This is a genomic window from Indolivaga macrotermitis (assembly GCF_900128985.1).
GTDB classification, from domain to species: Bacteria; Bacteroidota; Bacteroidia; order Bacteroidales; family Dysgonomonadaceae; genus Dysgonomonas_A; species Dysgonomonas_A macrotermitis.
On the sequence record NZ_FQUC01000002.1, the window covers coordinates 129221 to 150113 of the forward strand.

Annotated in this window: 9 protein-coding genes and 3 pseudogenes; all 12 read left to right on the top strand. The window is 42.4% G+C overall.

The features are described 5' to 3' along the window. The first annotated feature begins 27 nt into the window (after window positions 1-27). A complete protein-coding gene (locus tag BUC12_RS03675) occupies window positions 28-1803 on the top strand; it encodes an L-fucose isomerase (RefSeq protein WP_062176781.1) in 1776 nt (591 codons plus the stop codon). Between the two features lie 20 nt (window positions 1804-1823). Continuing rightward, window positions 1824-3062: an MFS transporter gene (locus BUC12_RS03680; RefSeq protein ID WP_201780481.1), complete on the top strand. Its 1239-nt coding sequence runs from the start codon at window positions 1824-1826 to the stop codon at window positions 3060-3062. A gap of 32 nt (window positions 3063-3094) precedes the next feature. Then, window positions 3095-4015, top strand: a complete 921-nt coding sequence (locus BUC12_RS03685) for a dihydrodipicolinate synthase family protein (RefSeq protein ID WP_062176775.1) — start codon at window positions 3095-3097, stop codon at window positions 4013-4015. Then, window positions 4012-5322 (top strand): annotated as a pseudogene (locus BUC12_RS03690) (glycoside hydrolase family 28 protein); the annotation flags it as partial. The gene BUC12_RS03685 and the pseudogene BUC12_RS03690, both read left to right, overlap by 4 nt. 322 nt (window positions 5323-5644) lie before the next feature. Beyond that, a complete protein-coding gene (locus BUC12_RS03695) occupies window positions 5645-7051 on the top strand; it encodes an alpha/beta hydrolase family protein (protein ID WP_062176769.1) in 1407 nt (468 codons plus the stop codon). Window positions 7052-7056: 5 nt separating this feature from the next. Beyond that, window positions 7057-9513 carry a glycoside hydrolase family 95 protein gene (locus BUC12_RS03700; RefSeq protein WP_062176766.1) on the top strand — a complete coding sequence of 819 codons (2457 nt, stop codon included), beginning with the start codon at window positions 7057-7059 and terminating at the stop codon, window positions 9511-9513. Between the two features lie 11 nt (window positions 9514-9524). Beyond that, complete coding sequence (locus tag BUC12_RS03705) at window positions 9525-10739, top strand: glycoside hydrolase family 88/105 protein (RefSeq protein ID WP_062176764.1); 1215 nt, start codon at window positions 9525-9527, stop codon at window positions 10737-10739. A gap of 19 nt (window positions 10740-10758) precedes the next feature. Then, window positions 10759-12189 (top strand): glycoside hydrolase family 140 protein, encoded by a 1431-nt coding sequence (locus tag BUC12_RS03710; RefSeq protein ID WP_062177046.1) that lies wholly within the window; start codon window positions 10759-10761, stop codon window positions 12187-12189. Between the two features lie 60 nt (window positions 12190-12249). Next, a pseudogene (locus BUC12_RS03715) lies at window positions 12250-15993 on the top strand (family 78 glycoside hydrolase catalytic domain); the annotation flags it as partial. 147 nt (window positions 15994-16140) lie between these two features. Next, window positions 16141-16857, top strand: a pseudogene (locus BUC12_RS20310) (sugar phosphate isomerase/epimerase family protein); the annotation flags it as partial. A gap of 19 nt (window positions 16858-16876) precedes the next feature. Beyond that, window positions 16877-18712, top strand: coding sequence for a right-handed parallel beta-helix repeat-containing protein (locus BUC12_RS03720; RefSeq protein WP_062176761.1), 1836 nt, complete (start codon window positions 16877-16879; stop codon window positions 18710-18712). 10 nt (window positions 18713-18722) lie between these two features. After that, a complete protein-coding gene (locus BUC12_RS03725) occupies window positions 18723-20882 on the top strand; it encodes an alpha-L-rhamnosidase-related protein (RefSeq protein ID WP_062176758.1) in 2160 nt (719 codons plus the stop codon). Window positions 20883-20893: the final 11 nt, after the last annotated feature.

Genomic DNA, 20893 nt, shown 5'->3' on the forward strand with positions numbered 1-20893 from the left:
ATATAAAATAAATAAGACACAATTACAATGAAAAGTAACCATTATCCCAAAATCGGCATACGCCCGATAATAGACGGACGTAGAAAGGGAATCAGGGAATCTCTGGAAGATACAACTATGAATATGGCTAAAAATGTAGCCAAACTATATAGTGAGAATTTGTTTTATCCTGACGGTCAACCGGTCGAGTGTGTGATAGCAGACACTTGCATCGGAGGTGTAAAGGAAGCTGCCGACTGTGCAGAAAAGTTCAAACTGGAAAATGTCGGTTTGACTGTGTCGGTAACCCCTTGCTGGTGCTACGGCTCGGAAACCATAGACATGGATCCGATGATACCTAAAGCTATCTGGGGATTCAACGGTACAGAACGTCCGGGAGCTGTGTATCTGGCTGCTGCCCTTGCTGCTCATAATCAGAAGGGATTGCCTACTTTCGGTATCTACGGAAGAGATGTACAGGATATGGGTGATCCGCAGATTCCGGCTGACGTGAAAGAAAAATTGCTACGCTTTGCCAAAGGAGGACTAGCTGTGGCTCTGATGAAAGGAAAATCATATCTGGCTATCGGTACGGTTTCCATGGGGATAGCGGGTTCTATAGTAGATGCCGATTTTCTTCAGGAATATTTAGGAATGAGAACCGAATATGTGGATTGTTCCGAAATATTGAGACGTGTCGAACAAGAAATATATGACAAGGATGAATATCAAAAAGCCTTCGGATGGACTAAAGAAAAATGTGTTGTAAACGAAGGTGAAGACTATAATCCCGAACATCTGAAAAGAAACAGGGAACAAAAGGATAAGGATTGGGAGTTTGTCGTGAAGATGACCATGATTATGCGTGACCTGATGAAAGGAAATCCTGTACTCGGTAAGATGGGTTACGGAGAAGAAGCTATGGGACATAATGCTATCGCCGGAGGATTTCAGGGTCAGAGACAATGGACTGACTTTATGCCGAACGGAGACTTTTCGGAGGCTATCCTCAATTCGTCGTTTGACTGGAATGGCATTCGTGCACCGCACATTTTTGCTACCGAGAACGACCATTTGAATGGAATAAGTATGCTTTTCGGAAATCTGTTGACTAATACGGCTCAGATATTTGCCGATGTCAGGACATATTGGAGCCCCGATGCGATCGAACGGGTTACCGGCTGGAAACCTGAAGGCTTATTAGTTGACGGTGCTATCCACCTGATAAATTCCGGTTCGTGCACTTTGGATGGAACAGGGAAACAGAGTAAAGACGGAAAGCCCGCAATGAAACCTTTCTGGGAAATAGATAATAGTGAAGTAGATAAAATGCTGGATGCTACACATTGGTATCCGAGTTCTCTCGAATATTTCCGTGGAGGAGGTTATTCTTCCAAATTTTTGTCGGAAGGCGGTATGCCTGTAACTATGTGCCGTTTGAATATTGTTAAAGGTATTGGCCCTGTCTTACAAATAGCAGAAGGCGTTACAGTCGGATTACCCGATCATGTGTTCAATACCATTGACAAACGCACCGATAAAACATGGCCCAGTACATTCTTTGTACCTCGTGTTACCGGAAAAGGGCGTTTCAAGGATGTGTATTCGGTAATGAATTACTGGGGATCCAATCATGGTGCGATAAGCTATGGACATATTGGCGCCGATTTAATATCTTTGGCATCTATGCTGTCCATTCCCGTATCGATGCACAATATCGACGAAGATAAAATTTTCCGTCCGGCTTCCTGGGCTGCTTTCGGTCCCGAAAACGATAATGCTGATTACAGGGCTTGCGCAGCTTACGGTCCACTATACAAATAAATAACAACTTTAGTATCATGATTCAAGATTCGAAAAAGTACCCGTGGCTGGTAGTTGCCATGTTATGGTTTGTAGCACTTCTGAACTATATGGACAGGCAGATGCTATCTACTATGCGTCCATTCATGGAAGGTGACATCAGTGAACTTGTTTCTGCTGCTAATTTCGGACGGCTGATGGCCATATTCTTATGGATATATGCATTTATGAGCCCCGTTTCGGGACTTATTGCTGACCGGCTTAACAGGAAATGGCTCATTATCGGAAGTTTATTTACATGGTCGGGAGTCACCCTGTTGATGGGATATGCCCAGACTTTCGATCAATTGTACCTCCTGCGGGCTGTAATGGGTATCAGCGAAGCTTTCTATATTCCTGCGGGGCTTTCCCTGATAGCGGATTACCATCAGGGGAAAACACGTTCAATAGCAGTCGGATTCCATACTACAGGTATCTATCTGGGACAGGCCTTTGGTGGTTTCGGCGCAACAATAGCCGGAAGTTTCTCATGGCAGTCAACTTTCCATACTTTTGGCTTGATCGGGGTCCTTTATTCTATAATACTGATCCTATTCTTAAAAGAAAAGAAAGGATATACAATTGATAAGACGGAAAAAAAATCATTTACCGCCGAACTACAAGGAATGTGGAAAGCACTGATCGTGCTTTTCGGAAACATCTCATTCTGGGTTATCCTGTTCTATTTTTCGGCACCGAGTCTACCGGGATGGGCTACCAAAAACTGGTTGCCTACCCTATTTTCCAATAGCCTGAATATAGAAATGGAACAGGCAGGTCCTATGTCGACTATAACCATTGCAATAGCTTCATTAGTAGGAGTACTGATCGGAGGATTCTTATCCGACAAATGGGTACAAAAGAATCTGAGAGGACGCATCTATACCGGAGTTATAGGGTTGGCCTTCACAATTCCTGCTCTATTCTTATTGGGATTCGGCGATAATCTGGTAACGATAGTATCGGGAGCACTATGCTTTGGTTTGGGATTCGGCATGTTCGATGTGAATAGTATGCCTATTCTATGCCAATTCGTTTCGCCCCGTTACAGGGCAACAGGATACGGGCTGATGAATCTGGCAGGTATTTCCGCCGGAGCGGTTATCACAAGCGTGTTGGGCAAATCGATCGATGCCGGGAACTTAGGGAAAGATTTTGCGATGCTGACAATAGTTGTTGCAGTAGCTATCGTGCTTAACCTGATCTTCCTGAAACCGACTACTGTAGACAAAACGGATTAAACTAAATATATAATAAAATATTCTAACCTAATATGAACACACCTAAAAAGACACTTAGGGGAATTGTCCCCCCCATGATCACACCTCTGATAGACACAGATACTTTAGATACAAAAGGAGTTGAAAATCTGGTCGAACATCTCATAAAAGGAGGTGTAAGCGGAATTTTTATTCTAGGAACAACAGGTGAGGCTCAGCATCTGAGTGTCAAAATCAAAACAGAACTTATAAAAAAGACTTGTGTTTGCGTAAACGGCCGGGTTCCCGTCTTGGTCGGGATTACTGATACTTCTGTATATGAGAGTATAAAATTAGCGGAAGTAGCAGCAGAATATAAGGCGGAAGCGGTAGTTGCCGCTCCCCCGTATTACTTTGCTTTGGGACAACCCGAGTTAATCGAATATTACACACTTTTAGCTGATAAATGCTCTTTGCCACTCTATCTGTATAACATGCCCTCGCATACCAAAACCATGATAGAACCCGGTACAGTGATGGCATTATCCAAACATAAAAATGTAATAGGACTGAAAGACAGTTCGGCAAACGGAGTTTACTTCTGTAAGCTATTGTCCATGTTTAAAGATCAACCCGAATTTGAATTGTTTGTTGGACCAGAGGAAATGATGGCTTCTGTTGTGCTGATGGGTGCAAGCGGAGGTGTATCGGGAGGAGCGAATGTTTATCCCGAAATCTTTGTCGATGTGTATAATGCTGCGGCGAACAAAAATGTAGATAAAACTATCGAACTACAAAATAAAATGATGCTTGTCAGTCAGGAATTGTACGGTATAGGGCGATTCGGTTCGAGTTACATCAAAGGAATAAAGACAGCACTTTCGTTGAAAGGTATTTGCAGCGACTTCCTTGCACAGCCGTTCAATCTGTTCAAAGACCCAGAGAAAGAGAAAGTAAAAATTGCCGTAGAAAAACTAGACAAATTACTGAAATGAAAAAACACTGTTTATTAAGTCTTCTTTTATGCCTTTGTACACTTACGAAAGCAGAGGTTATCAACCTGAAAACCTTCGGAGGAAAAGCGGACGGGAAGACATCAAATACAGCTATTATAAAGAAAGCAATCGAAAAGCTTTCAACCGAAGGAGGAGGGACGCTTTTCTTTCCTGCGGGGACATACCTGACAGGGCCTATTGTCCTGAAAAGCAATATCACTCTTGATATAGAGGCTGGAGCAACTATTAAATTCTCGGATGATTTTTCAGAATATACTCCTTTTGTCGAAATGCGATATGAGGGGGTAGTGATGAAAAGCTTCTGCCCGATGATTTATGCTTATGAACAGCAGAATATTACCATAAAGGGTGAAGGTACCATTGATGGGAATGGTAAAAAATGGTGGTACGGTACTTTCAGTATCGAAGGAGCTCACAAAGATGAGGACTTCAGAAAAGAGTTGGCCGGCTATCAGGACATGTGGAGTAAAGAGAATCCAAACTTCACTATCGAAGAACAATCAGATTGGAAGCGAACTCTGGGAAAGCGATTTTTCCGTCCACCTTTGATGCAACCTTATAAGTGCAAAGATTTCAAGGTAGAAGGAGTGACGATTATTAACTCTCCGTTCTGGACTATCAATCCCGAATTTTGCGAAAATGTAACTGTACAAGGTGTTACTATCAATAATCCCGATGCGCCTAATACGGATGGTATAAATCCGTCTTCTTGTAAAAATGTGTTGATCTCGGACTGCCATATTACTGTGGGAGACGATTGCATCACCCTCAAATCAGGACGTGATTTGCAGGGCAGAGAATACGCGACACCTTGCGAAAATATCACTATCACTAATTGTGTGATGCTGGCAGGACACGGAGGCGTTGTTATCGGTAGCGAAATGTCGGGCGATGTGCGTAAAGTAACCATATCCAACTGTGTATTCGATGGTACGGACAGAGGTATTCGTCTGAAATCAACTCGCGGAAGGGGCGGTATTGTAGAAGAAATCAGGGTTAGCAACATTGTAATGAAAAACATTGTGGGAGAAGCTATTACTCTTAACCTTTTCTATTCTAATGTTCCTGCGGAAGAATTCTCGGAACGCACACCTGTATTCAGAAATATACATATTTCGGGATTAACCGGTTCGGAAGTCAACACAGCATGTACGGTTCTTGGAATAGAAGAAGCTCTTATTTCTGATATTTCTTTCAGTGACATAAATATCGACGCCAAAACAGGTTTTGTAATCAATAAAGCAAAAGATATTACCTTGGATAATGTACGGGTAAATACCGAGATTGGTGCAGCTTTCAAAATCAGCGATACTGAAAATATCCGCATCAATAATGTTTACAGCCCTAAACCTTTGGCCGGTAAACCGGTGATGGAGGTAACGGATGTGAAAGATATGTTTATACAGGGATGTTTTCCTGAAAAAGGAAGTTCTTCTTTCATCCAGTTGGACGGACAACAGACAGACAATATTATCCTTGTCAATAATTATCTGAACAGATTATCTAACCCTATCGTGAGAGCTGCAACACTAAATAATTCAGCTAATATTATAGAAAAATAAAAGTCACAGACCTGTTTGTAATTTACACATAACTAGAGGTTTACTTATGAAACGGATATTTTTGACCATATTGGGAATTTTCCTTTTATCCGGAGGTTTTGCTCAGGACAGGCAAACTGCGGATAGTGCTTTTGTACGCCCTCTGTTAGACGTACTAATGGATATTGAAAAACAGTTCGATATAACGATCAAGTACGATAAAAAGATGATCGACGGCAAGATGCTGAAATATGCGGACTGGCGTATCAAACCATGGAGTGCCGAAGAATCTTTGAATGCAGTCCTTGCTCCGTTCGACTACAAGTTTGTAATGGACAACGGAAAATACAAGATCAAGGAATTTGAGTATGCAAGGTCAAACGAAGCGGAAGGAAAGAAATTCCTCGATTATCTGGAAACGCTTTATTCGGACAAAGCAGGCTGGGAAAAGCGTAAAGCTGAACTAAAGTCGTGTTTACCTAAAGCCTTGCACTTATCTCCGCTTCCTGCAAAACCGGACTCCAAAGTAATACTGACCTCAAAAAGAAAATACGATGGTTATACAGTCGAAAATTTTGCGATAGAAACACTTCCCGGTATTTATGTGACAGGCTCTGTTTACAAACCCGAAAAAATAAAAGATAAATGCCCTGTGATGCTGAATCCTAACGGGCACTTCGGCAACGGGCGCTATCGTGAAGACCAGCAGAAACGCTGTGCGATGCAGGCACGAATGGGAATTATCTCAGCAAGCTGGGATATTTTCGCATGGGGCGAGAGCCTGTTGCAATTCGACGGGACACTTCACCGTTTGAGTGCGGCTAATACTATCCAGACTTTAAATACATTGAGAGTACTCGATTATTTGCTATCCCTGAAAGAAGCAGACCATACAAGAGTCGGTATAACAGGTGGTTCGGGAGGCGGCAGCATGACTATGATGATAGCTGCTATCGACGACCGTATTACTTTGAGTATTCCTGTAGTGATGCTGTCTTCTTATTTTGTGGGTGGATGTCCATGCGAAAGCGGTATGCCTGCGCATCTTTGCGGAAACAGGACAAACAATGCCGAAATCGCTGCAATGTTCGCCCCGAAGCCTCAGTTGGTACTTTCGGATGGTAAAGACTGGACAAATGTAGTTCCCGAATTGGAATACCCATTTCTAAAAAGGACTTACGCATTTTATAATGCTGAAAATAATATTGAGAACGAACATTTTCCGACCGAAGGGCATGATTACGGACTATCGAAACGTAAAGCAATGTATCGTTTTGTAGCAAAGCATTTCAATCTGGATTTGAATAAAATTCTGGATAAATACGGAGAATTTGACGAGTCGAAAGTAACCGTTGAAAAAGAATCACAGATGTACGTTTTTGGAGATAAAGGCGAAAAACTTCCCGTTAATGCCATAAAAGGTAAAGATGCCCTGTTGAAAGTTTTGAGAGATGTTGGAATATTAGATAAATAATAACCATGATAAAAAAAACCTTACTAATCTTTGCTGTTATTTGTTTCTCTACCCAATTATCCGCTCAGGATAATCTGAAACTTTGGTACGACAAACCTGCTTCGGACTGGAACAGTGCATTACCGTTGGGTAATGGTCGTCTGGGGGCAATGGTTTTCGGAACGCCTGCCGTAGAACATTTACAGTTAAATGAAGAAACCATTTGGGCAGGTTCACCCAATAGCAATGCCCATAAACTGGAAGATGGCGTATTAGAAAAAGTGCGTCGGCTGATTTTTGAAGGGAAATATGAGGAGGCACAGGATATGGCAACCGCAAAAATCATGTCTCCCAAAAATCATGGAATGCCTTATCAGACTATGGGAGACCTTTTTATATCGTTCCCCAATCATAATAAATATGCGGACTATTACCGCGATCTGGATATCAGTAATGCGATAGCAAGTGTGTCGTATAAAGTGAATGGGGTGACCTATAAACGGGAGATGTTTACATCTTTCACTGATCAGGCGATAATTGTAAGACTAACAGCTGACAAGCCTAAAAGCATCACTTGTAATGTATTCCTGACTACTCCACAGGAAAAAGTAGAAAGAGCAATAGATGGTGACCAGCTTGTACTTACGGGACTGACTCCTGCCCATGAAAAGCAAAGCGGAAAAGTTCAGTTAGAGACCCGCGTAAAGCCAAAGGTAAAAGGTGGAACATACACTACTTCCGATGATATTATTTCTATCGAAAATGCGGACGAAGCGATTTTGTATATTGTCATAGCAACCAATTTCGTGAATTACAAAGATATTTCGGGAGACAAGACTCAGAAATGCAAACAATATATTTCGCAGTCTTTTGCGAATGACTATGAAAAAGCGAAAAAAGAGCATACAGCATTTTTCCGTCAGTATATGGACAGAATGTCGCTTGACTTGGGAAAAACCGAAGCATCTAACAAGCCTACTGATGTAAGAATTAAAGAGTTTTCTGAGACTTTCGATCCTCAGCTGGCTGCGCTTTATTTCCAGTTCGGGCGCTACCTGCTGATATCTTGCTCACAACCTGATACACAACCCGCTAATTTACAGGGGATATGGAATGACCGTTTTCTCCCTTCATGGGACAGTAAGTATACATGCAATATCAATCTGGAAATGAACTACTGGCCTGCCGAAGTGACTAACCTTACCGAGATGCACGAACCTATGTTGCAGTTAGTCCGTGAAGTAGCTGAAACAGGTGAGCATACCGCAAAACTGATGTATAATACACGCGGATGGGTGCTTCATCACAATACGGATATCTGGCGGATAACGGGACCTGTAGACAGGGCAGCATCGGGTATGTGGCCGACTGGTGGCGCATGGGTTAGCCAGCACCTTTGGTACAGGTATTTGCAGACAGGAAACAAAGAATATTTGAAATCTATCTATCCTGTGATTCGTGGTGCAGCGATGTTTTTCAATGACTTTCTGATAGAAGAACCCGAACACGGCTGGCTGGTCGTATCACCTTCGAGCTCTCCCGAGAATACGCATTCGGGCAGTAATAATAAAGCGACAATAAGCGCAGGAACAACCATGGATAATCAGTTGGTTTTCGACTTATTCTCAAACGTGATTACCGCATCGGAAGTTCTAGGAATAGATAAAGACTTTTGTGATACACTTCGGACGAAGCGCGATAAACTGCCTCCTATGCAGGTCGGGCAACATAATCAGTTGCAGGAATGGATGTACGATTGGGATCTACCCGATGATAAGCATCGCCACGTATCTCATTTATACGGATTATATCCCAGTAACCAGATATCTCCGATAAGAACACCCGAGCTGTTCGAAGCCGCTAAAAACTCGCTTATTTATCGCGGCGATCCTTCCACAGGTTGGTCTATGGGCTGGAAAGTTTGCCTGTGGGCGAGACTGTTAGACGGAGATCATGCGTATAAGCTGCTGACCAATCAGCTCGATCTGGTTACCAACGAGAAAAAGAAAGGCGGGACATACAGCAATATGTTCGATGCTCACCCACCTTTTCAGATAGACGGCAACTTCGGATGTGCCGCAGGTATCGCCGAAATGTTTATGCAGAGCCATGACGGTTTCATCTATCTGCTACCTGCTCTTCCTTCGGTATGGAAAAGCGGAAGTATAAAGGGGCTGGTTGCCCGAGGAGGTTTTGTTATCGATATGGATTGGAAGGATGGAAAAGTAACCGATCTGGCTATACAATCACGTGAAGGGGGTAATTGCCGCCTGAGGATCGGTGTTCCGTTGAAAGGTAACGACATCAGGAAAGCAAAAGGAGAAAATCCGAACCCATTGTTTGCTGTTCCCGAAATAAAAACTCCTTTAATTTCCAGTAAAGCTACCTTAAAAGTTCAAGATTTAAACCTGGATAAAAACACCCTGCTTTACGATCTGAAAACAGAAAAAGGGAAGACATATAATTTCAAAATTTCAAAGTAAGAACATACATTATGAAAAAATACATAAAATTCTCTTTAATAGGTTGTTTCGGCATTTTATTGTTTCTGAGTGCTTGCAAACAGGAACAAAAGAAAACCGAAGAAACAAAGGAAGACGACAGATGGTCTGTCAGAATGGCTCAGTCCGAAATGAAACGTTTTCCCGAAGCATGGATGATTGAGAAAGCGAAATCTCCACGATGGGGATATACACACGGATGTGTTGCCAAAGCTATGCTCGATATGTTCGATTATACACAGGACAGCGTATATTTCAATTATGCCAAAGGCTATGCCGATACGCTGATCACGCAAGACGGTCAGATAAAAACATACAACATGGCCAAGTTTAATATCGACAATATTAATCCCGGGAAAATATTATTCCGCCTATATAAATCGACAGGTGACCAAAGATATAAAACCGCCATAGATACACTTGTGGCACAGATGAATATTCATCCCCGTACCAAAGAAGGCGGATTCTGGCATAAGCAAATCTATCAGCATCAGATGTGGTTAGATGGCATTTATATGGCTTCTCCGTTTTTGGCGGAATATGCCAAAGACTTCAATAAACCCGAAGTGTTTGATGATGTAGTGAAGCAAATCAAGCTGATGGATAAAAATACCTATGATGCGGAGTCAGGTTTATTCTATCACGGATGGGACGAAAGCAAAGAGCAAAAATGGGCAGATAAAACAACCGGACACTCTCCGAATTTCTGGACAAGAAGCGTCGGTTGGTATGCGATGGCTCTGGTAGATGTTTTGGATTATTTACCGCAGGAACATGAGAGTAGAAAAGATATTCTGGAAATTATCGACAGGGTGGCCAAAGGTACGGTAAAGTGGCAGGATAAGAAAACAGGTGTATGGTATCAGGTTACCAATATGGGAGATAAGGAAGGTAATTATCTCGAATCATCGGGTTCGTCCATGCTTGTATATTTTCTGTACAAAGCCATGAACAAAGGCTATATTAACAAGGAATATAAGGCTGCTGCAGATAAAGGCTTTGACGGATTAGTGAAAGAATTCATCAAAAAAGAAGCAGACGGGACTTATACCATTACTAATTGTTGTGCGGTTGCCGGATTAGGCGGGGATAAAAAATACAGGGACGGTTCGTTCGAATATTACATCAGCGAACCAATTATCGAAAACGATCCGAAATCTGTACCCACTTTCATTTGGGCGGCTATGGAGCATGAAAAAGCAAATTAAAAATTAAAAATAGAGAATGATGAATTATCTGAAATTGAATTTTTTATTGATAGCATTCTGCATGATAACAAGCTCTGTAAATGCACAGGAAAGTTCGAACAAAATAGTAATTCCGTGGGAAAACGGAAAGCTGAAAGTCAGTGACAATAAGCGTTATCTTCAGCACGAAAACGGAAAACCATTCTTCTGGCTGGGAGAAACGGCATGGCTGTTACCTACCCGTTCCAACCGCGAGGAAGTAGATTACTTTATGGGCGAAACCCGTAAAAACGGTTACAATGTGGTGCAGATATCCACACTTCATTCAATCCCTGCAATGAATGCATACGGACATTGGGCATTGCCGAATGGTTTCGACTTTAAAGATATAGATAAAGCCGGCGAATACAATTACTGGCAGCATGTCGATTATATTGTGGAAAGGGCACAAAGAAGCGGCATGTACATTGGTATCGTTTGTGTATGGGGAGGTCCTGTAAAATCGAAACAAATGTCGGTCGAAGATGCTAAGAAATACGGACAATTCCTTGCCGAACGCTATAAAAAATATCCGAATATCATCTGGATAATCGGAGGTGATGAGCGTGGCGATACACAACCTGAAGTTTGGCAAGCTTTAGCGACTACCATCAGAGATATCGATTCGGATCACCTGATGACTTTCCACCCTCGCGGACGTACAATCTCAACCACTTGGTTCAATAACGAACCATGGCTCGATTTCAATATGTATCAATCAGGGCATCGCCGTTACAATCAGCGTAATGGGGATGGCGATTATCCTATCGAAGAAAATACAGAAGAAGACAACTGGCGTTTTGTAGAACGTAGTCTAGCAGTCAGCCCGTTAAAACCGGTTTTGGACGGTGAGCCTTCCTACGAGGATATACCTCACGGGTTACACGATGCCGACGAACGCCGCTGGCAGGCGGAAGATGTCCGCCGGTATGCCTATTGGTCGGTATTTGCAGGTTCATTCGGACATACTTACGGGCACAATTCGACCATGCAAATGCTTCGTCCCGGGTACCCACCTGCATTTGGTGCAAAAAAACCATGGTGGGATGCGATTCACGATCCCGGATGTCAGCAGATGAAATATCTGAAAAAGTTGATGCTGGCATTCCCATATTTTGACAGAATACCCGATCAATCGGTAATCTCAAATGCCAACGGAAGTCAATACGAACGGGTAATAGCCACCCGTGGCAAAGATTATATTCTGGCTTACAATTACACCAACCGCATAACAGAAATCGATATGACTAAAATATCGGGTACTAAAAAGAAAGCATGGTGGTATAGCCCGGTAAACGGTTCGGTCAGCTATATCGGTGAATTTGATAACGGTAAACAAACATTTGCCCACGATTCGGGATACGGTTCGGGTAATGATTGGGTACTTATTATTACAGATGCAAATGTTTCGTACGTAAAAGATAATTTGTAAGCCTTCGTAACCATCCCCTCCGGGGGATCGGACGGAGCTTAAATTTAGAACTAAACCATTATGAAAAAGACCTTATCAGCCTTCATCGCCTTACTTATATCTTTCGCTTTATTTTCGGCAGAAGTTACAGACCTTCGCTGCGAAATGTTCGATAATCCGGAAGGAATAAACACGACCGTTCCCCGCTTAAGCTGGATGATCAACTCAAAAGAGAGAAACGTACAACAGGTTTCTTATCATATACTTGTAGCATCTTCTTTAGATAAATTGAATAAAGGAGAAGCCGACTTGTGGGATTCAGGCGAAACCAAAAGTAACCAGTCTGCATACATCCCTTACGCAGGAAAACCATTACAGGACAGAAGCCAGGCTTACTGGAAAGTAACTATACTGACAAACAAAGGAGAAACAGTATCCAGTAACACGGCAAAATTCAGTGTCGGTTTACTCAATGATACAGACTGGTCGGCGCAATGGATAGGTTTGGATAAGGCTTTTCCCTGGGACAGTGAAACACAACATTCGAGATTATCGGCACGTTATTTCAGAAAAGAATTTGCCAATACAAAAACCGTTAAGTCTGCAAAGGCATATATTTCGGGTCTGGGATGGTACGAATTGTATATCAATGGCAAAAAGATAGGAAATCAGGCATTGGCACCTACTCCAACCGATTACACAGAATCTTTGAGATACAACACTTTCGATGTAACCTCCTATCTACAATCAGGTAAAAATGCTATCGGTACAATATTGGGTAACGGGCGTTTTTATAATATGAGGCAAAACTTCAAGCCACATAAGATAAAAACTTTCGGTTATCCTAAAATGCTTTTTCAGCTCGAAATCGAATACACCGATGGCACAAAACAAACTATAGTGAGTGACAATACATGGAAAGTAACATCAGACGGGCCTATCCGTTCCAATAACGACTTCGACGGAGAAGAATATGATGCAACGAAAGAACTTGGCGCATGGAACACTACCGGATACAATGATCGCAAATGGATGAAAGCCGAGTTGGTAGAAGCCCCGAAAGGCATACTTTCTGCCCAGACGAACGATAATATGGCAGTGATGCAGATAATGAAACCTATCGGCATAAAAGCGCTTACTCCCGACACATTTATCGTGGATATGGGACAAAACATGGTCGGATGGGTACAACTGAAAGCCACCGGAAAAAAAGGTGATAAAATCACCCTGCGTTTTGCTGAGACGCTGGACGAAAACGGACGGCTCTATACCAGAAATCTCCGCAGTGCCAAAGCAACGGATATATATACGATGAAAGGTGAAGGCGTAGAAACGTGGGAACCCCGGTTTGTTACGCATGGATTTCGTTTTATGGAAGTGACTGGCTATCCGGGAACTCCTGCCGCAACCGACTTTGTGGGTAAAGTTGTATATGATAATATAGAATCGACAAGCACCTTCGAATCGTCTAATCAACTTCTCAACCAGATTCACAAAAATGCTTATTGGGGGATCAACGGCAATTATAAAGGGGTGCCTCTCGATTGTCCCCAACGTGACGAACGTCAACCCTGGCTAGGCGACCATACAACAGGCTGCTTCGGCGAAAGTTTTATGTATGATAATGAACGCCTGTATGCCAAATGGATGGACGATATGAAAGATGCGCAGACAGAAGAGGGAACTATTCCCGACATCGTTCCACCCTATTACATGACCTACTACAGCGATAATATGACATGGCCGGGAACCTACCTGTTCGTAGGGGAGATGCTGTACAAGCAGTATGGGAACACAGAGCCTATCATCAAGCATTATCCTTATATGAAAAAGTGGCTCAAGCATATGAAGGATAAATATATGACCTCCGAGTACATCGTTACCAAAGATAAATACGGAGACTGGTGCGTGCCACCCGAATCAAAAGAATTGATCCATACACAAGATCCTTCGCGTAAAACCGACGGACAGCTAATAGCAACAGCATACTATTACAAATTATTGCAGATGATGATAAAGTTTGCAACCATCGCAGACCAAAAGCAGGATATAGAAGAATATACAGCTTTAGCTGAAAATATACGGGAAGCATTCAACCAGAAATTCTATAATCCCTCAACCGGGCAATATAGCAATCATACCGTTACGGCAAATTTACTTCCTCTTGCTTTCGGTATGGTAGATAACGAAAATGAAGAACGCGTTTTTCAGAATATGATAGACCGCATTATCAGAAATGACAAACTTCATATCAGTACCGGAGTTATCGGAACACAATGGCTGATGCGGGAACTTACTAAAAGAGGACGTACAGATGTCGCCTACACCATTGCCTCTCAACCGAATTATCCGGGCTGGGGTTATATGGTAAATCAGGGGGCAACCACCATCTGGGAACTTTGGAACGGCGATACAGCCAATCCTTGGATGAACTCCCGTAATCATGTGATGATATTAGGTGACCTGATTATCTGGATGTACGAAGACCTTGCGGGAATTAAAAGCCATACAACATACAACGGATTCAAATGGCTGTGGATGGAACCCAAACCAACAGAAGACCTGACCTACGTAAAAGCATCACACAAAACCCCATACGGATGGGCAAAAAGCGAATGGAATCTCGAAAACGGAATATTCACATGGAAAATAACCATTCCGGCAAATACGCGAGCAAATATACTTTTACCGGCAGAAGAAGTTACAGATATCACCGAAGGAGGTAAACCTGTAAATGAAGTGGAAGGATTGAAATATGTCCGTAAAGAAGACGGACGTATCAATCTTGAAGTTGGTTCGGGCGAATATGTATTTACCTGTAGATACGGTGTGGCTCAAGACCGTTGGAAAAAAGGAGTAATCACTCAGGAATTTATCAATGCCGATGCGTCCTATCCCGAAAGCCATGCTTCCACTATTGCCGAAACAAAAGAAGGGCATCTCGTTGCAGCATGGTTTGGAGGTACAAAAGAACGCAATCCGGATGTATGCATATGGGTAAGCCGCCTGATAAACGGAAAATGGACACCCGGACAAAATGTAGCCAACGGCATCGTCAATGATACACTCCGCTATGCAACATGGAATCCTGTATTGTATCAGGTTCCGAACGGAGAATTGCAATTATACTACAAAGTAGGGCCGAACGTTGCCGGATGGGTCGGTAAAATGATTACTTCGAACGACGGAGGTGTTACATGGTCTGCACCGAAAGATCTGCCAAAAGGATTTTTAGGTCCGGTTAAAAATAAACCTGTTTTGTTGAAAGACGGAACATTACTTTGCCCGTCGAGTACAGAAGGCAACGGATGGAAGGTACATTTCGAGGCAACAAACGACTTTGGTAAAACATGGAAAATGATAGGCCCTATCAATGAGGGTAAGAAAATGCATACTATACAGCCCTCAATTCTGACTTATAAAGACGGCAGTCTACAAATCCTATGCCGTACGCAGGAACGGGCTTTAGGTGAATCGTGGTCTTATGATAATGGTAAAACCTGGACGCCTATGACTAAATCATCTTTACCGAGTACCAATTCGGGGACAGATGCAGTGACCTTACAGGACGGACGCCAGCTGATTGTATACAACCATGTATTGCCTAATGATACCCTACCGAGAGGTAAAGGATTCCGGACTCCTTTGAATGTAGCTGTTTCGAACGATGGCAAAACGTGGTATGCCGCACAGATTCTGGAGGACTCGCCTATCGACCAGTATTCGTATCCTTCCGTTATCCAAAGTAAGGACGGTATGGTACATATCGTTTATACATGGCGCAGAAAAGGTATTAAATACGTAGAAGTCGATCCAAGCAAATTAGTCTTGTCCAAAATAGAAAACATGCAATGGCCTTCATCGAAGGAAACTAAAGAAATACAAGTGGTTAACAACAATCGTTATAAGATTTCGGTATGTGACTGGATGATGCTCAAACGTCAGAAAGTAGGAGCAATGGAGCTGGCTAAAGAACTGACTGCCGACGGTCTTGAACTCGATATGGGAGGACTTGGTAAACGAGTATCATTCGATAATAAATTCACCGAAAAGCATTTTCAGGAATTATTCATATCCGAGTGTAATCGTTTAGGTATACAACTCAGCTCGATTGCTATGTCCGCTTTTTACGGACAATCCTTTGCCAAACGTGATAACTATGAGCAATTGATTGATGAATGTATAGCTACTATGAAAGCTTTAGGTGTAAAAGTAGCCTTCCTTCCGATGGGAAACCAGAGCGACATAGTAAAAGAACCCGGACTATACCCTATAGTTCTCCAAAGGCTGAAAGTAGTTGCAAAGAAAGCCGAAGCAGCAGGAGTAGTGATTGGTATAGAAACTACCTTAACAGCAAAAGAAGAAGCAAAATTACTCGATAAAATAAATTCGCCTGCTATCAAAAGCTATGTAAACTTTTCATCGATACTGAAGCGTAACGGAAATATTATCAAGGAACTGGAAACTCTGGGCAAAGATCGTATCATTCAGATTCATGCAAGCAATACCGATGGATTCTGGATCGAAAACGACCCCGCCCTCAATATGCCAGAAGTAAAAAAGACATTGGATAAAATGGGTTGGAGCGGCTGGCTCGTAGTGGAACGTTCGCGCGATACAAACGATGTTCATAACGTAAAGAAAAATTACGGTGCGAATGTCAGGTATCTGAAATCGGTATTTCAATAATTCAGTTGTCAATTTTGATATGAAGAATCTTATAATAATATTGTTTTTACTTCTTTCTGCCCCGATTTTTGGAGCAGAAATATATGTCTCCCCTAAAGGAAATGATTTTAATCAGGGAACACAATCCGAGCCCAAAGCAACGCTTCACGCAGCAATAAGGGAAGCCCGCGAATTACGCCGATTACAGAAAGTAGGCAAAGACGAATCTATACGCATTCTGATGCAGGGCGGAACATACAATATGTATGAACCCGTTTTCATACGTTCCGAAGATTCGGGAACCGAGACAAGCCCGACAATTATAGAAGCCATACAAGGGCAACAACCAATCTTAAGTGGAGGAATAAAGGTAACAGATTGGAAAAAAGAAGGTAAGTTCTGGGTGGCAGATGTACCCTCTTTCAACGGAAACAGAATCCGGTTTCGTCAATTCTGGGTAAACGGACAAAAGGCCGTCAGGGCCAGAAATGTTTCCGATTTTGAAAAAATGGACAGAATCAGGAGCAATGACAAGAAGAACGAAATATTATGGATTCCTGCTTCGGCAGTAAAAGGCTTAGCCAAAGCCGAAAACCTGGAACTGGTTATTCATCAAATGTGGGCAATCGCTAACCTGAGGGTAAAATCCATAATAGTGCAAGGCGATTCGGCAGGCATACAGTTTCATAGTCCCGAATCACGTATTCAGTTCGAACACCCTTGGCCTCAGCCGATGGTGAAGGAAGGATTTAATTCGGCTTTCTATTTTACCAACGCTATTGAATTACTGGATGAGCCCGGTGAATGGTATCATGATACAAAAACGAATAAACTCTATTATTTCCCTCGCAAAGGCGAAGATATGAGAAGTGCCGAAACTATAGTGCCGGCTTTGGAAACACTTATAGAAATCACAGGAACGCTCGACCGCCCTGTACGGCATATCCAGTTTAAAGGAATATCTTTCCAATATACTACATGGACACGCCCATCCGAAAAAGGGCATGTACCCCTTCAGGCAGGAATGTACCTGGTGGATGGCTATAAGCTAAGACCTCCCGGCGTCCCCGGAAATTTTAATAAAGGAATCGAAAACCAGGGATGGATAGGGCGTCCACCTGCCGCTGTAATGGTACAGGCTGCTCAATATACACGGTTCGACGAATGCCGTTTCGAGCAGATGGGTTCATGCGGGATCGATTTTCTATACGGAACCCAATATGATGTTGTGAACGGTTGCCTCTTCAGGGATATTGCAGGAAACGCGATGCAAATAGGTAAAATGTCGGATACCGCTATGGAGACACATTTACCCTATGACCCTTCGGATGACAAAGAAATCTGCTCATACCAAACTATTTCAAACAATTACATCACCGATGTGACTAACGATGACTGGGGAACCGTAGCTATCTGCGCCGGATTCGTAAAAGATATAAATATCGAGTATAACGAGATAAGCGAAATCTCATATACAGGAATCAGTTTGGGATGGGGATGGACCAAGACTGTTAATTGTATGCGCAACAACCGCATACATGGTAACTACATCCATCATTACGCCAAACATATGTATGATGTAGCAGGTATCTATACCCTTTCGGTTCAGTCTAAATCGTACATTACCGAAAATGCCGTAGAAAAGATATACAGTCCGTCTTATGTACACGATCCGCACCATTGGTTCTACTTATATACGGACGAAGGGAGTTCGTTCTTTACAGTAAAAGATAACTGGTGTCCCGAAGAAAAATTTCTTCAAAATGCCAATGGACCCGGTAATGAATGGACTAATAACGGTCCTATGGTAAACGATACTATCCGGCAAAAAGCAGGATTACAGCCTCAATATAAATGGATTAAGAATTTAGAATAAAGATATTATCATGAAACATATACTTTCAATACTGTTGGTTATGACATTCTTTACAACAAGCTTTGCCCGGAAAGCCACATGGATATATTATCCCGGCGATTACGAAATATGGCTCGGCAATGAAATGCAGAACCGCAGAACCGAACGTGGCGGATTCTTCCCTCCTTTCTGGAAAATGGACAGCCACTATGTTGCTGTTGAGTTTTCCACAAAACTCGATTTACCGGCCGCCGAAGAAATTGAAATATATGTAGAAGGAAAATACAATATAAAACTGGATGGAAAGATACTGCCCGCATATGACAGGATGACCATTCCGGCCGGAAAGCATAACCTGAATATCAAAGTATATAATCAGGCAAATGTACCTGCTATTTACGTAAAAGGTAAAACGTTTGGCTCGGACGAAACATGGAAAGTTACTTTCGAAGATAAAGAATGGATAGACGAATCGGGTAAAGCTTCGGATACATCTTCGGGGACTACTTACCTGAATGCCGGAGCATGGAACTTCGATTCGCCGGATACTCCTCCTTCCAAGTTCAAACTAGCTACTACTCCGATGGATGCCGTCAAAATAGAAAATAAGGAAAAGGGCATCTTAGTCGATTTCGGAAAAGAAACATTCGGGTTCGTTAAATTTCATAACCTGTCGGGAAAAGGGAAATTGTCCGTTTATTACGGAGAATCACCCGAAGAAGCTTTGGACAAAGAGTATTGCGAAACGCTGGATCATTTTGACTTCGGTAATGATTCCCGGGATTTCGTAACACCCGATTCTAAAGCGTTCCGTTATATCTATATCGAGAAAGACAATAATTTATCTTTCGATAATGTTTCTATGCTTTATGAGTATCTGCCTTTGGAATATAGGGGCAGTTTCAAATGTAATGATGAACTTATCAATAAAATATGGGATGTATCGGCATATACGATGCACCTCACTTCCCGTGAGTTCTTTATAGACGGTATCAAGCGCGACCGCTGGATCTGGAGCGGCGACGCTTATCAAAGCTATTTGATGAACTATTATTTGTTCTTCGATTCTCCTTCCGTATCACGCACAATGTTGAACCTTAGAGGTAAAGATCCCGTAACCAGTCATACCAATACCATTATGGACTATACATTCTACTGGTTTATGGGTATCTATGACTATTTGCAATACACCGGTGATTATAATTTTGTACAGCAGTTTTATCCACGTATGCAGAGCCTGATGGATTTCTGCCTGTCGAGAAGGAACAGCAACGGCATGATGGAGGGATTGGCTGGCGATTGGGTATTTATCGATTGGGCCGACTTCAAAATGAGCAAAAGCGGAGAGGTAAGTATCGAGCAGCTATTATTTTGCCGTAGCCTCGAAACAATGGCACTTTGCGCAAAGATTATGAATGATCCGGAAAATGAAAAAAAGTATTCTGCTCTGGCTTCCGACCTTCGTGAGAAACTATTCACGGCTTTCTGGTCTGCGGATAAAGGTGCATTTATTCATAACCGCGAAAATGGAAAAATGAGTGAACAAGTAACGCCATACACCAATATGTTTGCGGTACTGTTCAATTATCTGGATAATGAAAAAACCGAAGCTGTAAAAAAGAACGTGTTATTGAATCCCGATGCATTGAAAATTACAACTCCCTACATGCGGTTTTACGAACTGGAAGCCCTTTGTGCATTGGGTGAACACGATTATGTGCTGAAAGAGATCCGCGATTATTGGGGTGGTATGCTTAATTTAGGTGCAACTTCTTTCTGGGAAAAATACAATCCGGATGAAAAAGGGACGGAGCATCTGGCTATGTATGGCCGCCCCTATGGCAAAAGCCTTTGCCATGCATGGGGAGCAAGCCCGATATATCTGTTGGGAAAATATTACATAGGAGTAAAACCCGAAAAAGAAGGTTATAAAGAGTTTAGCATTCGCCCTGTTCTCGGAGACCTGAAATGGATGGAAGGATCGGTTCCGACTCCCGATGGAGATATCAACGTTTATATGGACAAACAACAAATAAAAGTATCCGCAACAGAAGGCGAAGGATATTTATACTTTACCTCTGTATCCAAACCAAAATCCAATACGGGAACAATAGAACAGATTGAAAAGGATAAATATAAAATTAAAATAACTTCATCGGCAAACGAATATATAATAAAAGGGAAATTCTAAGATTTTGTTTT

Excerpts from the sequence above, each read along its gene's own strand:
- BUC12_RS03710 (WP_062177046.1), top strand. The coding sequence starts at position 10,759 with ATGAATTATCTGAAATTGAATTTTTTATTGATAGCATTCTGCATGATA.
- BUC12_RS03675 (WP_062176781.1), top strand. The coding sequence starts at position 28 with ATGAAAAGTAACCATTATCCCAAAATCGGCATACGCCCGATAATAGAC.
- BUC12_RS03700 (WP_062176766.1), top strand. The coding sequence starts at position 7,057 with ATGATAAAAAAAACCTTACTAATCTTTGCTGTTATTTGTTTCTCTACC.
- BUC12_RS03725 (WP_062176758.1), top strand. The coding sequence starts at position 18,723 with ATGAAACATATACTTTCAATACTGTTGGTTATGACATTCTTTACAACA.
- BUC12_RS03695 (WP_062176769.1), top strand. The coding sequence starts at position 5,645 with ATGAAACGGATATTTTTGACCATATTGGGAATTTTCCTTTTATCCGGA.
- BUC12_RS03720 (WP_062176761.1), top strand. The coding sequence starts at position 16,877 with ATGAAGAATCTTATAATAATATTGTTTTTACTTCTTTCTGCCCCGATT.
- BUC12_RS03705 (WP_062176764.1), top strand. The coding sequence starts at position 9,525 with ATGAAAAAATACATAAAATTCTCTTTAATAGGTTGTTTCGGCATTTTA.
- BUC12_RS03685 (WP_062176775.1), top strand. The coding sequence starts at position 3,095 with ATGAACACACCTAAAAAGACACTTAGGGGAATTGTCCCCCCCATGATC.